We start from the raw sequence: 15,417 nt of genomic DNA on the forward strand, positions 1-15,417 counted from the left end.
GTATTTATGTTAAATATTGGTATTAATTTGTGTAATTCTAATTCTGTTGTTGCCAATAATTTATTCTTAAACCCTTCTATAACCAATGAGGAACTAGTTATATATTGTCTTTTGCAAAGAAATTATTTTACTATTAAAGGATTTGGTATTTGTTCAATTATCATGTTATGTGATTATTTATATATTCAACATAATAATAGTCGTGTTATTGATACTATTAGAAAATCGATTATAGGTTTAATTAAAAAAGAATACATAGCTATTAGAGACAAAAATTTTAATGAAGTTGATTTTGGTGATATTGATAATAAAACTAATTTTTATGTTGGATTTGATTTACCTGAAAGTGAATTCTTTCAAATTTATGATTCTGCATTAGATAATTTATTTGAAAGTATACCAAAAATACAGAGTAATATTAGTAAATTTAAAATTGCTAGATTATATATTGCTTGTTTAAGAGTTATATCTAATCAATCAGAATTTGGATATATTTCTCAATCTTCATGTAAAAAATGTGGTTTTGCAAGTGATACAATATCTAAATATTTTAAAATATTACAAGATTTAGGATTAATATTATATAATAACGATTATTTAACACCTGAAAAACACTACACTAAAACATATGTTGGTAATCCAGACAATAAAAAGAATTTTGAGTTTCAATTAGGTGAAGAAATTAGTAAATTTAACCTTATACACACTGATAAGAAAATATCTAATAAAAGACGTAGTGTTAGCAAAAAGATTGATAATACAAAAAAGAAAATTGATACTGCTAAGGATAATGAAATTGCTAAGTTGAAAGAAATGTTAGCAAAGACTGAAGCAGAAAAGAAAGAATTAGAATTTAAGATTAATGAGAAAAAATCTAAACCTAAAAAACATTTAGGATTAAATAAACCAGAGCCAATAATAGAAGAAGTACAGCCAATTGAAGAAGATTTGGGTAGTGAAGAAGATATTCCCGATGAAGATATAACAAAAGCAATAGATAATTGTATAGCAGATAATAATTTAGATGATGATGATTATGATATATTTGGAGATTATTTTGAACATGAGAAGATGCAGGAGCAGAAAGATAAAGATAACAATGATAGAAAAAATGAATTAATTCATAAAATGTTCCCTGAGTATCCATTAAATGCTATTATTCCAGATGATGATAATTTGGATTTCTAGTAAATATCCACTTGATAGAGTAACTTGTACAAAAAAATATCAAAAAGTTGCATGATAATGCCTTATAAACGGCTTGGTTGAGCCATCTATAACACCTATATAGGTAGAGAAGAATAAGTTTAGACTAGCTCTATCAGGACGTGATTATACTAGTTTGTTATCATGTTACGGGGGAGCAGTAATATGCTCTTCCTATTATAATAATTCATTTTCATAATAATATTTTTCCTTCTTTCAGATGATGCTCTATATGGGTGTCATCTATTTATTATTTTTTACTAAATAAACTTATAATTATTCAATTAATTATAACATGAATAATATTATAATGCAATAGGTTTATGATAAGTTTTTCAATAAATTTATTGAAAAACTTATTGATTTTGAAGTAAATAGCGTTCCGTTCAAAAAACTGGGGAACGTAATATAGATACCGTAGTGCTTTGTATTAGGCTAGCCAACAAATGCAAAGAAAAACATTTATAGAGTGAGAAGAAAAGTGTACTAAGATTTGCCATACATGCTTATCTGTGCGTACTACCTATATTTGTACTTGTGGTTTACCTGGTTTTCATGAGTAAAATACATATGACAATTTGAGTTATGTGGGAGGTATAGATTCAGAACTATAAATCCTACGACTTATATTATTTTTACATTAATCATATTTACAAATAATCTAATATTACTATATATCATTCAATTGTAAATGTCAAGGATTTACTTATATTTATTTAATTAAGTTACTATTACATGGTAATTGAATCAAGTAAATATTTTTCAGAAGCCTAACTGGGTTATCAAATAAGGCAATTAAGAATATATCATGTCGAGATGACAGCATTATATTCTCCCTATTAATTACAGTGAATTGGTGGCCAAATTTTCGGTTACCAAAATCTAAAGGTGAGATGCTTTAGAGACAGTGAGGACATTGAGAGGTGAAAGGCTCTCTAATATTCTTAGGGGGAATATATTAATATGACAAAGAACAATAACGTATTAACAAAAGAATTTAATGGACAAGAGGTAACTTTTAGAATTAATAATGAAACAGGAGTTAGTGAGGTACAAATTGATTCTGTAGCTAGATTTTGTGGTTGGACAAGAATAAAAAATAACAAAGAATATTTAATGTGGGATAGAGTTAATGGATATTTAAGTGAATTACAATTTCCACAGAAGTGTGGAAAGGGTGATTTCATACCAGAATACATAATGTATCCACTTATTGGTAAAGCAAATAATAAACAAGCAACAAACTTCATGTTATGGGTAGGACAAGTATTAGTAGACTTAAGAACAAAAGGTGTAGTCATATTGAACCATGCAGAAAATGCAGCTATAGATTTTGAGAAAAAGTATGGTAAATATAGAATTAGAAAAACATTTACAAAAAGTAATAATATAATTGAAGATTATAAAGAATTTGATAAATTGTCTAAGGCTGAGAGAAAAGCCAAGAGACTTAATAATAAAGATAGAGTTAAATTATGTAATATTATTGTTAGTGCTTTAGAAAAGAGAATTAATAATAGCTTATTAGAATTAAAGCCTAGTGAAATTATTGGAATGCAAGAAGTTATAAGTGATATTAAAACAGATATAACTAAATTATCCAATAAGAAAAATGGTGGAGACAAGACGGCACAAACTAAGAAAATAAAACAATTACAGGAGCAGTTGGAGAGTATACCTAATTATCCTGTAGATTATGAATTTGTGACACTTGATGTACATGGATTTAGTAATAATTATATGTACAAATATTGTGATGAGAATGTATATAAATCTGAAGCATATAAAATGTGGATTAAATATTTTCCATATGACAATGTTCCGGAAATTGATTACTGGGAAGATGTAGATTTCGATAAACCTATAGAATTATTTATTAATTATGTAGCCAAGCCTGACATTGACATAAGGAATCTTGATAAGAGTTTTATAGATATGATATTTAATAACATATATGAAGTTGATGATAATATTGTTGAATCTATACATAGTCAGAGAGTTGGTGTCGCTGATACATGGCAAGAAGGTAAGATTAGTTTCTTTATTAGAAATAAATAAATTATACATAGCGTATTAGGTACGCAGATTATACATATCCTCGTTGTGGCCCACTGGGTTCCAACGAGGAATTAACACATATTGAAATTATTGAAGGTAACACAATTTTGTTACCCTTATACATATTTTGGGAGGAATAATTATTTATGATACATTTAAATAAAAAGGAATATAAATTTTGCATAGATACTTTTCAGGATAGTATTTCACATCTAAGTAAACTAAGAGGTGAAGATTTATTAAATTATATAAATAGCGTAGGACAGGACTCAATTGATAGTGCTATAGAACTGATTACTTGTAGTAGAAAAGATATTAATAATAATGAAGAGTTAAATGAGAAGTGCAAGAATAGTATTTTCTGGCTCAATGGAATGTTCGTTTGGTCAGATAGTTACATGATAAGTTCAAATGAGGTACTAGAATATGTTGGAGACGAGCAGTATTGTAGCATATTCGAGAAGATTATTAATGATGATTTGGAGGAAGAATAATATGGGAATTTACAATTTTATATATACAAATACAACAGATAATTCAGTGAGCTATTTACTCTTATATGATGATTTTAGAGATTATCTGATGGACAGTTATGACTGGGATGTCGATAGTATCGAATCAATAGATACTTTGTTCCAGGATGGTGTATTGGAGTGGGAAAATTATATCTATATTAATTGTCATACGGATGTTATTATTAATGTAGCAGATTTAACATTAGAAATAGATAAAATTTGTTCGGACTTTATGGATGGTAAAGATATTGAGAGACTAATGGAATTAATAGGAGATTAATATGGATACAATACGTGGCGAAGATGCTAAGGAAATATTGGAAGAAGCACATAGTTTACCTTCTGAAAAATCTAAAGTAAACGGTAAGAAGTTAATTAAGAAATATAAGACTTTAGAAGAATCTAAAAAGATGTGGGAGCAATGGCTCAGGGAAATTGACCAAGAAGAACTAAGAAATATTGTTAGTAAAAATAAAACAGTGATTACCAAAGATGATGAATGGCGAGATGAAACTGAATGGGATGAAATGGACAAGGAGGACGATAACTTGAAAGAACTAGAAAATTTATATAGCAGATTAGATAATATAAAGAGAGAATTATTAGAACTAGAAAAGGAATTAGCAGATGAAAGACTAGAACATGTCAGGGCTGTTGACAATAGAAATGTTGAGTATCAAATTAAGACAAAAGATAGGATGTACGACATTGATAATGAGGTAATTAGGCTACTAGAGAAGGAAAAGGCAATAATTGATAAGATAATGGAAGCACAGAAAAATAAATAATTCGACAAAAAGAAGGACAATTTGCTCTAATTATAGAAATTAGTTATAAATATTCTATAAAAGGAAGTGTTAATATGAAATATGATTTTAAAAATTGTGATTTCTGTAAAAATGTATTTAATATTAAAAATATAGATTGGACTAATTTTTATATCTATAAAGATATATCAGATGCAAATAAAATTTTTAATACTTTATTTATTGAGAAATTTAAGGAAAAAGAAGAAGAATATAATGCAAAAAAGAATAAATATTGTTGTAATAAGCATTTTAATTTAAGTTTTTGGGAAAATGAAATAGGCTCAGCTATAGATTATATTATATATGAATATAAAAGTTTAAATGATGATAATTCACACTATTTGTATGGATTTATACCTATATCAGAAGAAGAAATAGATAAAATAAAAGAATATTATGATAAAAAAATACAATATATAAAAAATAATCTCTGATTAAAATGCTGGTGTTTTTACTAATGTTAAATTATATTAACTTAAACTTAAAGCAATAGATACAATTTAGAAATGGAATCTTAATATTATATTGATAATATAATATAGACATGGAAATAATCCGATCAATCTCATATAATTTAATTTAACATCAGTGAAAGCTACTGGTGTCTTTTTTATTTTTTGGATGGTTTTATTCGACAAATAAAGGACTTTATCTTTCACATATAGAAGTATATAGAAAATATGGTGAAAGGTAGGTGTTGAATATGGCAGTTTATAAATCAATAATAATAACTGGTAAAGAGATACAACCAATTCCGCCAATAGATCATGTATTAGTAGATTTAAAATTAAATGTATTGGCTAACAAACTGAATTTTTATAGTGTTGTGATATACAATATTGCTAAAAAAGTCAAAGAATTAGTTAATGATAAAACAGTTACATTGACTTTGTGGTTTGATGAAAAAATACAAATTGATGTCCCTAATGTGAAACTATTATACGATAACGAAAATATAATAATTTCAGCTGATGAAATTATACACAAAACAATTTCATCATTTACTAAGAACTCTTAACAGGGTTCTTTTTATTTTTAATAAATAAAGGATTCTTACCTAATGTTGTAGAATAGTAGATTAAAATACAATATTTAGGGAGATGGGATTATGGAAATAATCATTGAAGGAAAATTAGAACCATATTTTGAGTTAATAAAAAAAATAATTTATGATGTAATTAAAAATTTTTATGATAAAAATATAGAAAACATTATTAATAGTATCATAGTTCCAAGTGACTTTACTGAAAAAATTCATGAAATTGATATAACTTCAAAGTCTAGAGATTTCACAGAAATTATGGGGAAAACTATAAATAACTTAGATGAAATAATAATTATTATAAATCCTAATTTAGTGATTGCTGGATTGCATGATGTAGATAATTATAATAATGGAGAAAAAATGAATGGTTTTTATAATTATTTATTTCTTACAATATATCATGAATTTGTACATGGTTTACATTATTATGATAGATACTTAATAAATAAAGATTATAAAAACAATAGTAATATATTTTATGAATTTGCATATTCATTTTGGGATGAATATGCAGCATACAAAAAACAAGCACAAATAAATTATAAAAATGAAGATTTTCTAGATTTTTTAAATGAACTTAATAGTCTCTTAATAGCTAAAAAGTATAAAGATTTAAATATATTATTTAACAATATTAATTATAGATTAGCATTAGTTTTAGGTCTTGCAGATGGAATTGATGATAAGAATAATATAAAAGAAATTAATTCTACTATTAGTAAAACTTTTCTTAAAAATATTTATCTAGATATTTGGAATGAAGTAAGATTTATTGAAGATAATAATTTAAAATATGAAAAAAGTAGACATAATATATTAAAAATAAGTGGGTATTTGAGTACGGTTTTAGAATTAATTAAAAATAATTATCAAGAAAATCTTTAATAGAGCCTATTTTATATAAATATAGTGGAAACATATGTTCAATATACTATATGTTGTGCTATAATTATCCTGTAAGTAAAATTATGGGAGGATGAATTTAGTGGAGTTTTCTAATAAAGAAATATTAAGAGCAAAAAGAGATTTAGAAAATATTATTGATGATATATTTAATTGTGATTCAATTTATATTTATGATATAAATTTGAAAAGATTAATAAAAATATTAAAAGATAATAATGTTTTAAATACCATAACCAATCCATACTTCAATGTAGAAATTAATTTTAATGAAATCGAATATCAGGAGAATATTAATGATTGGATTGAATTTAATATTCCTGAAGATATTGAATTAGAAATAGCTTATGTTTTACAAAGATTACAAGAAGTTTTATATAATGATTTTAATATATTGAATTTTACACATATGGTTTTTAAAATGGATACTTATAATGGTAATATAAAATGTTGGAATAATAATATATTAAGACCATGTTTAAGAGAGCTATTAATAAAAATTCAAGATTTAATTGAAGATGAAGTAACTGGGAAAGATATGGTTGATAGTAGTAGACTCAATATTTATAATATTAGTAATGTTTCTGTAAGCAATAATTCTAATTTGGCAATAGGAGAAAATATAAAACAAGATATAAATATTAATGAACTATTTAATAAATTATTAAATACTGCTAACTTAATAAATAATGATGAAGAAAAGAATAGAGTAATACAATGTATTAATGAAATGAAAGATAATAATGGTAAAAAATCATTATTAGATAAATATAATAAATTTATTGAGAGTGCTGCTAATCATATGACTTTGTTTACTCCATTAATACCATTATTAACTCTACTATTAACTAATATAAAATAATAGTTAAAATAGCTAAATTGAGAATCTACAATAATATGTGGATTCTTTTTTATTGTATTGTAATATATAGGAGGTATAAGTTATGATGAAACAAGATATAAAAGAAATAATGGATATTATAATAAAACATGATGCATTAAATATAAATAGTTTAGATGTGCATATAGAAACTAAAGCAATAGTAATCGCTAGGTGCATTAAAGCTATTAAGAAAGAACTAGAGAATTAATATATTTTTTTTGAAAGTCAAAGAAAGTTAAAGTAAAAGATGGAAGTAAAAAACAAGATTAAAGAAATCTATCCTTTAATCTTGTAAAACTAAACTAATAGTTTTAACTTACTACTCATAATCCCTTGTAGCAACAATAGATATATTTAAATTGAAAGGATTCTCTATTGTTATATTCTATTATATTAAAAGTTAAATGTAATATCTATCGGTAAATTATACCAAGGGAAATAAATATAAATATTTTGAAAAATAAAGGGATAATTAATCCAATTGTAGAAGTATATAGTATAAAATATAAATTTATGATTGGAGTGTTAAGTATGTATTGTGAGTTAGCTAAGAAAGAAATAGAATTTTTTGATAAACCTGTTATTTTAGGAGGCAAAAATACTACTGTTAAAGAATGCTCAGAATTTAAAGATAAAATTATAAATGGTGGATTCATTAAAAACGGATGTAAATTTCGTTCCAGTGCACAATGCTTAAAAAAACGATATCAACAAGAACATAAATAAATTTTTAAGAACTCTTAATAGAGTTCTTAAAAATTGTTACTTTTATATTAATTTGATTCAACAATTAAAGGATATTATGACTTTTTATAGAATATTATAGTAAAATATTCTATGGAAGGAAGTGCCAATATGACATCTGAAAACGAAATTCCAAAAGAATTAATAGTAAATAAAGTCTATACATCACGTCAAATAAAGCTTTTTATTGCGTTTAATAGAGTTAAGATTATGTCTAAAGATGCAGTAGAATTTGTTAAAAATGATTTGAAATATAAAGTAACTAAAATTATAAAAGGATATGTTGAGAGCAGTTCAATTAAGGATAAAGTTGTACCAAGTAATGAAGAAAAAATTTATATTGTTGAAAAAGTGCAAAATATAAAAAGGAATTTCACTTAATGTTGCAGAATATAGATATAAAGTACAAATTAGCCTAAGTAGAGATTATTTATAAACAACTCTTTTTTACCACAATAAGAAGGTGATGATTATGAAGTTTGAAGAAGTAGATACTTTTTTAAAGTTATTACTTATACCATTTTTTGTATTTATTGTGTCTTTACACTCTAATTTAATAAGAGGAATATTATTAGCTATTTTTGTATCTATCTCAATAATAAGAGCTGTGATAAGAAAAAAATATGGAATAAAATATTTTAGTTGAGAGTCTGGATTAAGGCTCTTTTTATTTTGGAATTTTATAAAGTTTTATTCTAATATCATTTTTTGGTATATAAATATTAAATATTATGGTATAATATTCCTGCAAAGAGGTGATATTTATGTTATCATTGAGAAAATTATCCCCAATAGCCAAGAATAAACGTATCAAATTATCTAAGAATGATAAGAACGGAATAACATATCGTAAGCAAAAGAGTTGGAAGAGAATAACACGGGATTTAGGTGGCACGAAGCAGCAATACATAGAAGACGAAATTAAATTAGATAAAAAGTTATTAAGTAAATATAATAGAGTTGTTTGCATCGAAATAGTTAAAAACTTAATTAAGAAATGTTTACTATGGTTTTTTGTTTTAGCTATTATAGATGTATCAACATTTAAAAGTGGTATATTACTTATAATAATAATTGTTATAGCTGTTGCTATTGTTTTTAGTGATATTTTTTATATGACTAAAAAGTGGCTAACAGCTAATAAACAAGGGAAATTTATTGATTAGGAATCTTAGAAATAAGATTCTTTTTTGATTGGAGGAATTATGAAATTATTTAAAGTTAAAAACGGTTTTACTGGTTTTGTAGATGTTAATGTATTAGTAATTGCTAAAGATGAGAGAGAAGCATTAGAGTCAGCAAAGTTAGAATTTAGAAAGGTAGTAGATGATGATATTATAAAAATTAATAAACAAATTGAGAAAGAAAGAAAAAAGTTTGGTGATATATTTGCAGATAGATTAAAGGAATCTTTAAGACCTATATATGATGAGAATTATTATAATAATCTTGAAATTATATGCTTATGTGATGATGTATCAAATGAATGGATTGGAGAAATAGAATAATAATATATATTTTTTATTGAAAGTCAAAAATAGTCAAAGTCAAAGTAAAAGAAGGTGATAAGTAATGGAAGATGAAAATATAAATATGGAACAATTGCAGGTAACTGCGTTACTAATTAAGCAAAATACTTTAATAGATATGCTTGTTAGGCTTGGAGCAATTAATGAAGATGTATTTAATGCTAAGGTATTGAAAAATTTAGACGCTTACTATGAATTAATTTATCATAGTGCTTCAGATAAGGAAAAAAGTATAATGAAAAATTTGTGTAGGATTTAATTGATAATTAATGTTGGATGTTGAGATAGGAGGTGAATACAAATGGCTAAAAATGATAAAGTAATTGGTAATGAATTACTTCAGGATAAATTTGTACAAATGTATTGTACTGGCCTAAAAATAGTAGATATTGCTATAGAATTCGGAGTTGATAGAAGTACACCATATTTATGGCTAAAAAGAGATGATATAAAAGATAAAATAGAGAAGTACAAGCAAGAAATCGAAACCACAGGAAAGAACTTCATTAAAGGTAGATATGTTGAGTATTTAAAGAATATTGATAAATTAGCACGTCAAGATGATGATAAAAGGACTGCATTATCTGCTAATCAGTGGCTCGTTGAGAAGATGGACGGTAAGGCAACTACTATGATTGACTTGACTACTAAGGATGGCAATAATATTAACGTTACATTAGAAGATTATCCATACGATGAAGACAATAATGAAGAAGAATAACTAATTAAAACATATCTTTTATTGTTTCATAAACGTTGATTTATGGAATACATTCATCATGATTGATTTTATCACGTTTCTAGCTAATAAAAATGTTTCATAAAACGTATCGAAAACTATTTACATTATGGAACGTTTATGGTATATTTATATTAGAAAATAAATAGTAAAAGGAACGTGATAATATGTTAGTTGGATATGCAAGGGTAAGCACTGAAGAACAGAATTTAGATAGACAAATAGATGCTCTTACTAAATATGGAGTTGATGAAAGAAATATCTACCAAGAAAAAATAACAGGTACTAAAAGATATAGAGAACAATTAGATAAGATGATTGACGAATTAAAAGCTAATGATATAGTAATAGTTGCTGATATAACAAGAATAAGTAGGAGTACAAAAGACTTGTTAAATATAATAGAAGATATAAAAAGTAAAGGTGCAAGTATTAAAAGTATTAAGGATACTTGGTTAGATACTACAGCAGATAATCCATATAATAGTTTTCTATTAACTGTAATGGCAGGATTAAGTCAACTTGAAAGAGATTTAATAAGCCAAAGAACTAAAGAAGGTTTGGCTTCTGCAAAGGCAAGAGGTCGAGAAGGTGGCAGACCTAATAAGCGTAATGATAAGTTTGATATAGTGAAGTTAATGTGTAAAGAAGGATATAAGATTAAAGATATAATACAACAAACTGGATTAAGTAGGAGTACAGTATATAGAATATTGAAAGATTTAGAAGGTAATTAATTTTATCTTCTTTTTTTATACCCAAAATTAGAAAGAAAGGTAGGTGTGTATATGCCACAACCAATAAATATAACAATTTCAAGTAAGATTTTTAACAAGGCATATATGCCTTACTTACAAGATTATGAACATAGATTCAATGTTTTCTACGGGGGCAGTGGTTCTGGAAAAAGTCATTTTGTAATTCAGAAGATGATACTTAAATATTTAAAGTTTCCTAATAGAAAATGTTTGGTTATCAGAAAAGTTGGTGCAACGTTAAGAGACTCAGTATTTGCATTGTTCAAAAGTGTACTATCTGACTGGCATATATATGATAAATGTACAATTAAAGAAAGTTTTTTCACTATAGAATTACCAAATGGCAACCAATTTATATTTAAAGGTCTTGATGATTCTGAAAAGATAAAATCCATTGCAAATATAGATGACATTATAATTGAAGAATGTACAGAGTTAAACTTAGATGAATTTTCACAATTAAATTTGAGATTGAGGAGTAAGAACAAATTTAATCAAATATATTGTATGTTCAATCCAGTCAGTAAGGCAAATTGGACTTATATTAAATGGTTTGAGAATGGATATAATCACGATAATACAGTAGTAGTACATACAACTTATAAAGATAATAAGTTCCTACCAAAAGAATATGTTAATAGTTTATTGGAGATGGAAAAAGATAATCCAACATATTACAGAATCTATGCTCTTGGACAGTTTGCAACACTTGATAAACTTGTTTACAACAATTGGAAAATAGATAACTTTGATTGGAAAGAATTAATTAAAAATAATAATAAATTAACTGCATACTTTGGAATGGATTTCGGATACGTCAATGACCCGTCAGCATTTGTTGCAATACTTGTAGATAAAGAAGCAAAGAAAATGTATATCTTTGATGAATTTTATCGAAAAGGTTTACTTAATAATGAACTTGCAAAGATGATTAAATCTAAAGGATATTCTAAAGAAATTATTATAGCAGATTCAGCTGAACAAAAGTCTATTGAGGAAATAAAACGTGATGGAATATATAGGATTAAAGGTGCACGTAAAGGTAAGGACAGTATCATAAATGGTATACAATTTATACAACAATATCAGTTAATTATTAATACTAATTGTACAAACATTGTGGAAGAACTTAGCAATTATACATGGCAAAAGGATAAAAGTACTGGGGAATATATCAATAGACCAATTGACAAATATAACCATCTTTTAGATGCTCTAAGGTATTCCTGTGAAGACTTAAATAAAAATAAAGTTAGAGTTAGATTTTTATAAGAGGAGATGTCGTAATTATGAATTTAATTAAAGAGCATATATTAAAGAACATATTAAAGGTTATCAATAATATATTAGGATTTATATTAAAATTAATTTAGCACTAGGAGGTAAATATATGTTTGATACAGAGATTACAGAAAAAGTACAAAATAAACTTAAAGATATAGATATTACTAAAGATATAAATGTAGATAAGGTTGAAATATATCAAAATCTCAAAGATAAAGAACAGTGGGTTATAAAAATAATATTAGATAATGGATTAGAAGTAAAAGATGTAATACATAAAGAAGTATTTAAAATGGATAATATTGTAGATAGATATATTGCAAATCATTTTACAAATGCAATTAAAAAAGCAGTAATAAAACACAATCAGAGAGACTTCAAAAATGGAATTATCAAGAAATAAAATTAAATAAACTATTCTCTATTTTGTAGAAGGGAGAGTTATATGAAGAATATTTTAAGTAAGATAAAAGATTATTTTAGTAATATATTTACTGGGTTTAAAAAGAAAGAAGAACCTAAACCACGATATAAATTACATGATGATGTAATGTGTGCGATAGAAATAGAAGATGAAAAATTCTTAGTACGTGGTGAAATATGGAAAGTTGAAATTGATGGTTATTTAATTAAAGATATAAACAATATACTCGGAAATGGATTAGACAAACTATGGTTTGTAAAAGAAGATGACGTTATTGAGCTATCAAATTAATAACCATTAAATATCACAGTTAGGAGGTGAGAGTTTGAACAAAAATGTATAGACCTAGAACAAAAAGTGGTAATACACAAATACATAGTAATTCAATGCAAGGAAAACAAAAGAAATACAATGGATATGCTTCTCAGCAAATAAATATACCACCAAATTTAACTACTGGAGATTTTTTGAGAACATATGGAGATGGTAGTAATTGGTTATATGCTTGTGTATCTAAGATATCACAAAATATAGCAGATGTTGATTGGAGTGCATATAGTGGAGATAAAGAATTAACAGAAAAACAAAGCCAAGCATTAGCAGTATTAAATCATCCCAATCCTTATATAAGTAGATATGAGCTTATGGAACTCACTGATATGTGGATGTCCTTATGTGGAAAATCATTTTGGGTAATAGAGAAAGATAAAGCAGGACGAAATAGAGAAATATGGCCTGTTAGTCCTTTAGATATGTGGATTGTACCTGATAGGAATGATTATATCAAGGGATATATTTATAAATCAGGAGCAGACCAAATACCATTTACCCCAGATCAAGTAATATTCTTTAATAATCCAGACCCTTATAATCAATATGGAGGTATAGGACAAGCACAAGGATGTAGGAATTCTCTTGAAATTGATAAATATTCCAATGAACATAATAGAAATTTCTTTTATAATGGAGCAAAGTTATCTGGTATTTTGAATGTTGAACAAGATTTGGACGATGAAAGTTTTGACAGATTAACAGAACAGTTTAGGGATAATCATATGTCAGTTGATAGAGCACATTCTATTGCAATGATTGAAGGAAGCAAAGCTAGTTTTACAGATTTAACCATGAATAATAAAGATATGGATTTTTATAACTTAAGACAATTAACCAGGGATGAAATCTTAGGTGTATTTGGAGTTAATAAATCTATCTTAGGATTAGATCAAACTTCATCTCTAGCAAATATGGAAACAGCAGAATATAGTTTCCAAAAGCATGTAATAAGGCCAAGGTTACGTAGAATACAGGATAAACTCAATAATGAATATGTTCAGTTATTCGGTGAAGATGATGTACAATTACAATTTACAGACCCAGTACCAGCCAATAAGGAATTTTTAGTTGCTACGATTGGTCAACTGACAAATAAAATGATTACTGTAAATGAAGGTAGAAAAATACTAAATAAATTATTGGATGATGTAGAATTAGATCTATTATCTGATGGTGATGTAATCTATAATCCTATGAATTTAGTGCCAATGGGAACTCCACCAGTAACACAACAAACAGTACCAACTAGTGATGCTACAGATAATAATGATACTACAGAAGAATTACCGCAGAAAAGTATAAGAAAAACAAATAAATCTACAAAAGCTAAATTAAAACAGTTAATACAAAAGAGTAATATAACAAGGATTCAAGAAAGAGATAAGATGTCAAAACCTTTAGAGAATGAATTTCAGGATACTATGACTAAATATTTTAAAGTTATGAAAGATGATGTTATAAAGAAGTTCAATGATGGTAGTAGGAATCCAGTAGATTTAGTAGTGTGGGATAAAACATTAACACAAATTGTTACACCTTTATATGCCAAGATATTTAAGACTAGTGGTAATGCAGTAGTAAACGAATTCAAGGGATATAGTAATATACTAAGAAAAGATGCGGGAAATACAGATAATGTCAATATTGTGTTTGATTATAAAGACCCAAATGTAACTAGAGCAATAAAGAATAAGGTTATGAAGATTAAAGGGGTAAATCAAACCACTAAAGATAATGTAGCTGAACTTATTAAAGATATGTATGAGAGTGAAGAAGATAATTTCACAATAAAAGATATTAGTGATGCCATTAGTAATATGCCAGAGTTTGATGAAGCTAGAGCGGAAACAATAGCTCAAACAGAGGTTATGTCTAGTATTAATCAAGCTACTATATCTACATATCAACAAAATAGCAATCTTATAGATGGTAAATCATGGCTTGCAGTAGGTGATTCTCACACAAGAGACTCACACATACAGGCCAGTATGGACTATGATGAATCTAATTCAATAGCAGTAGATGATTACTTTAATTTGAATGGAAACGATTGTTTATGCCCTGGAGATGGTGAATTACCACCTGAAGAAAGTATTAATTGTAGGTGCTGTATGATGCCTGTAGTTAAAGTAGATGAAACTGAATAAAGAATAAGAAGGCAGACGTTTAAACGTCTTTTTTTATTGT

The 15,417-nt window shown here is 26.2% G+C and carries 22 protein-coding genes; all 22 read left to right on the top strand.

Annotation, left to right across the window (positions count from 1 at the left end):
- The first annotated feature begins 6 nt into the window (after positions 1-6).
- The 22 genes from CLOPA_RS23690 to CLOPA_RS08965 all read left to right on the top strand — a co-directional run bounded on the left by CLOPA_RS23690 (position 7) and on the right by CLOPA_RS08965 (position 15,377).
- Positions 7-1,188 (top strand): hypothetical protein, encoded by a 1,182-nt coding sequence (locus tag CLOPA_RS23690; protein WP_015615092.1) that lies wholly within the window; start codon positions 7-9, stop codon positions 1,186-1,188.
- A 981-nt stretch (positions 1,189-2,169) separates the two neighbouring features.
- Entirely contained in the window at positions 2,170-3,264 is a 1,095-nt protein-coding gene (locus CLOPA_RS08875) for a hypothetical protein (RefSeq protein ID WP_015615093.1), read from the top strand.
- Between the two features lie 146 nt (positions 3,265-3,410).
- Positions 3,411-3,758, top strand: a complete 348-nt coding sequence (locus CLOPA_RS08880; protein WP_015615094.1) for a hypothetical protein — start codon at positions 3,411-3,413, stop codon at positions 3,756-3,758.
- Between the two features lies 1 nt (position 3,759).
- A complete protein-coding gene (locus CLOPA_RS08885; RefSeq protein WP_015615095.1) occupies positions 3,760-4,059 on the top strand; it encodes a hypothetical protein in 300 nt (99 codons plus the stop codon).
- Between the two features lies 1 nt (position 4,060).
- Positions 4,061-4,567, top strand: a complete 507-nt coding sequence (locus CLOPA_RS08890) for a hypothetical protein (RefSeq protein WP_015615096.1) — start codon at positions 4,061-4,063, stop codon at positions 4,565-4,567.
- A gap of 74 nt (positions 4,568-4,641) precedes the next feature.
- Positions 4,642-5,022, top strand: a complete 381-nt coding sequence (locus CLOPA_RS08895; protein ID WP_015615097.1) for a hypothetical protein — start codon at positions 4,642-4,644, stop codon at positions 5,020-5,022.
- 269 nt (positions 5,023-5,291) lie between these two features.
- Positions 5,292-5,606, top strand: a complete 315-nt coding sequence (locus CLOPA_RS08900; RefSeq protein WP_015615098.1) for a hypothetical protein — start codon at positions 5,292-5,294, stop codon at positions 5,604-5,606.
- Between the two features lie 90 nt (positions 5,607-5,696).
- Entirely contained in the window at positions 5,697-6,518 is an 822-nt protein-coding gene (locus tag CLOPA_RS08905; RefSeq protein ID WP_015615099.1) for a hypothetical protein, read from the top strand.
- Positions 6,519-6,618: 100 nt separating this feature from the next.
- Positions 6,619-7,398 carry a hypothetical protein gene (locus CLOPA_RS08910; RefSeq protein WP_015615100.1) on the top strand — a complete coding sequence of 260 codons (780 nt, stop codon included), beginning with the start codon at positions 6,619-6,621 and terminating at the stop codon, positions 7,396-7,398.
- Between the two features lie 82 nt (positions 7,399-7,480).
- Positions 7,481-7,627, top strand: coding sequence for a hypothetical protein (locus CLOPA_RS24980; protein ID WP_015615101.1), 147 nt, complete (start codon positions 7,481-7,483; stop codon positions 7,625-7,627).
- Positions 7,628-7,932: 305 nt separating this feature from the next.
- A complete protein-coding gene (locus CLOPA_RS08915; protein WP_242834286.1) occupies positions 7,933-8,145 on the top strand; it encodes a hypothetical protein in 213 nt (70 codons plus the stop codon).
- Between the two features lie 129 nt (positions 8,146-8,274).
- The gene (locus CLOPA_RS08920; protein ID WP_015615103.1) at positions 8,275-8,544 is read left to right on the top strand and encodes a hypothetical protein; all 270 of its coding nucleotides are present in this window, start codon (positions 8,275-8,277) and stop codon (positions 8,542-8,544) included.
- Between the two features lie 91 nt (positions 8,545-8,635).
- A complete protein-coding gene (locus tag CLOPA_RS24985) occupies positions 8,636-8,809 on the top strand; it encodes a hypothetical protein (RefSeq protein WP_015615104.1) in 174 nt (57 codons plus the stop codon).
- Between the two features lie 118 nt (positions 8,810-8,927).
- The gene (locus CLOPA_RS08925; RefSeq protein WP_015615105.1) at positions 8,928-9,329 is read left to right on the top strand and encodes a hypothetical protein; all 402 of its coding nucleotides are present in this window, start codon (positions 8,928-8,930) and stop codon (positions 9,327-9,329) included.
- A 39-nt stretch (positions 9,330-9,368) separates the two neighbouring features.
- Positions 9,369-9,671 carry a hypothetical protein gene (locus CLOPA_RS08930; RefSeq protein WP_015615106.1) on the top strand — a complete coding sequence of 101 codons (303 nt, stop codon included), beginning with the start codon at positions 9,369-9,371 and terminating at the stop codon, positions 9,669-9,671.
- A 64-nt stretch (positions 9,672-9,735) separates the two neighbouring features.
- Positions 9,736-9,951 (top strand): hypothetical protein, encoded by a 216-nt coding sequence (locus CLOPA_RS08935; RefSeq protein WP_015615107.1) that lies wholly within the window; start codon positions 9,736-9,738, stop codon positions 9,949-9,951.
- Between the two features lie 42 nt (positions 9,952-9,993).
- A complete protein-coding gene (locus tag CLOPA_RS08940) occupies positions 9,994-10,413 on the top strand; it encodes a helix-turn-helix domain-containing protein (protein ID WP_015615108.1) in 420 nt (139 codons plus the stop codon).
- Positions 10,414-10,598: 185 nt separating this feature from the next.
- Complete coding sequence (locus CLOPA_RS08945) at positions 10,599-11,168, top strand: recombinase family protein (protein ID WP_015615109.1); 570 nt, start codon at positions 10,599-10,601, stop codon at positions 11,166-11,168.
- 51 nt (positions 11,169-11,219) lie between these two features.
- The gene (locus tag CLOPA_RS08950; protein ID WP_015615110.1) at positions 11,220-12,461 is read left to right on the top strand and encodes a PBSX family phage terminase large subunit; all 1,242 of its coding nucleotides are present in this window, start codon (positions 11,220-11,222) and stop codon (positions 12,459-12,461) included.
- Between the two features lie 118 nt (positions 12,462-12,579).
- Positions 12,580-12,876, top strand: coding sequence for a hypothetical protein (locus CLOPA_RS08955; protein WP_015615111.1), 297 nt, complete (start codon positions 12,580-12,582; stop codon positions 12,874-12,876).
- Positions 12,877-12,918: 42 nt separating this feature from the next.
- Positions 12,919-13,188, top strand: coding sequence for a hypothetical protein (locus CLOPA_RS08960; protein WP_015615112.1), 270 nt, complete (start codon positions 12,919-12,921; stop codon positions 13,186-13,188).
- A 44-nt stretch (positions 13,189-13,232) separates the two neighbouring features.
- Positions 13,233-15,377 (top strand): phage portal protein, encoded by a 2,145-nt coding sequence (locus tag CLOPA_RS08965; RefSeq protein WP_015615113.1) that lies wholly within the window; start codon positions 13,233-13,235, stop codon positions 15,375-15,377.
- The last annotated feature ends 40 nt before the right edge of the window (positions 15,378-15,417 follow it).

The sequence above is a fragment of the Clostridium pasteurianum BC1 genome (assembly GCF_000389635.1).
Classification (GTDB): Bacteria; Bacillota; Clostridia; order Clostridiales; family Clostridiaceae; genus Clostridium_I; species Clostridium_I pasteurianum_A.

What these genes read in the sequence shown, in the direction of transcription:
- CLOPA_RS23690 (WP_015615092.1), top strand. Translation starts at nt 7, where the DNA reads ATGTTAAATATTGGTATTAATTTGTGTAATTCTAATTCTGTTGTTGCC.
- CLOPA_RS08875 (WP_015615093.1), top strand. Translation starts at nt 2,170, where the DNA reads ATGACAAAGAACAATAACGTATTAACAAAAGAATTTAATGGACAAGAG.
- CLOPA_RS08880 (WP_015615094.1), top strand. Translation starts at nt 3,411, where the DNA reads ATGATACATTTAAATAAAAAGGAATATAAATTTTGCATAGATACTTTT.
- CLOPA_RS08885 (WP_015615095.1), top strand. Translation starts at nt 3,760, where the DNA reads ATGGGAATTTACAATTTTATATATACAAATACAACAGATAATTCAGTG.
- CLOPA_RS08890 (WP_015615096.1), top strand. Translation starts at nt 4,061, where the DNA reads ATGGATACAATACGTGGCGAAGATGCTAAGGAAATATTGGAAGAAGCA.
- CLOPA_RS08895 (WP_015615097.1), top strand. Translation starts at nt 4,642, where the DNA reads ATGAAATATGATTTTAAAAATTGTGATTTCTGTAAAAATGTATTTAAT.
- CLOPA_RS08900 (WP_015615098.1), top strand. Translation starts at nt 5,292, where the DNA reads ATGGCAGTTTATAAATCAATAATAATAACTGGTAAAGAGATACAACCA.
- CLOPA_RS08905 (WP_015615099.1), top strand. Translation starts at nt 5,697, where the DNA reads ATGGAAATAATCATTGAAGGAAAATTAGAACCATATTTTGAGTTAATA.
- CLOPA_RS24980 (WP_015615101.1), top strand. Translation starts at nt 7,481, where the DNA reads ATGATGAAACAAGATATAAAAGAAATAATGGATATTATAATAAAACAT.
- CLOPA_RS08915 (WP_242834286.1), top strand. Translation starts at nt 7,933, where the DNA reads ATGATTGGAGTGTTAAGTATGTATTGTGAGTTAGCTAAGAAAGAAATA.
- CLOPA_RS08920 (WP_015615103.1), top strand. Translation starts at nt 8,275, where the DNA reads ATGACATCTGAAAACGAAATTCCAAAAGAATTAATAGTAAATAAAGTC.
- CLOPA_RS24985 (WP_015615104.1), top strand. Translation starts at nt 8,636, where the DNA reads ATGAAGTTTGAAGAAGTAGATACTTTTTTAAAGTTATTACTTATACCA.
- CLOPA_RS08925 (WP_015615105.1), top strand. Translation starts at nt 8,928, where the DNA reads ATGTTATCATTGAGAAAATTATCCCCAATAGCCAAGAATAAACGTATC.
- CLOPA_RS08930 (WP_015615106.1), top strand. Translation starts at nt 9,369, where the DNA reads ATGAAATTATTTAAAGTTAAAAACGGTTTTACTGGTTTTGTAGATGTT.
- CLOPA_RS08935 (WP_015615107.1), top strand. Translation starts at nt 9,736, where the DNA reads ATGGAAGATGAAAATATAAATATGGAACAATTGCAGGTAACTGCGTTA.
- CLOPA_RS08940 (WP_015615108.1), top strand. Translation starts at nt 9,994, where the DNA reads ATGGCTAAAAATGATAAAGTAATTGGTAATGAATTACTTCAGGATAAA.
- CLOPA_RS08945 (WP_015615109.1), top strand. Translation starts at nt 10,599, where the DNA reads ATGTTAGTTGGATATGCAAGGGTAAGCACTGAAGAACAGAATTTAGAT.
- CLOPA_RS08950 (WP_015615110.1), top strand. Translation starts at nt 11,220, where the DNA reads ATGCCACAACCAATAAATATAACAATTTCAAGTAAGATTTTTAACAAG.
- CLOPA_RS08955 (WP_015615111.1), top strand. Translation starts at nt 12,580, where the DNA reads ATGTTTGATACAGAGATTACAGAAAAAGTACAAAATAAACTTAAAGAT.
- CLOPA_RS08960 (WP_015615112.1), top strand. Translation starts at nt 12,919, where the DNA reads ATGAAGAATATTTTAAGTAAGATAAAAGATTATTTTAGTAATATATTT.
- CLOPA_RS08965 (WP_015615113.1), top strand. Translation starts at nt 13,233, where the DNA reads ATGTATAGACCTAGAACAAAAAGTGGTAATACACAAATACATAGTAAT.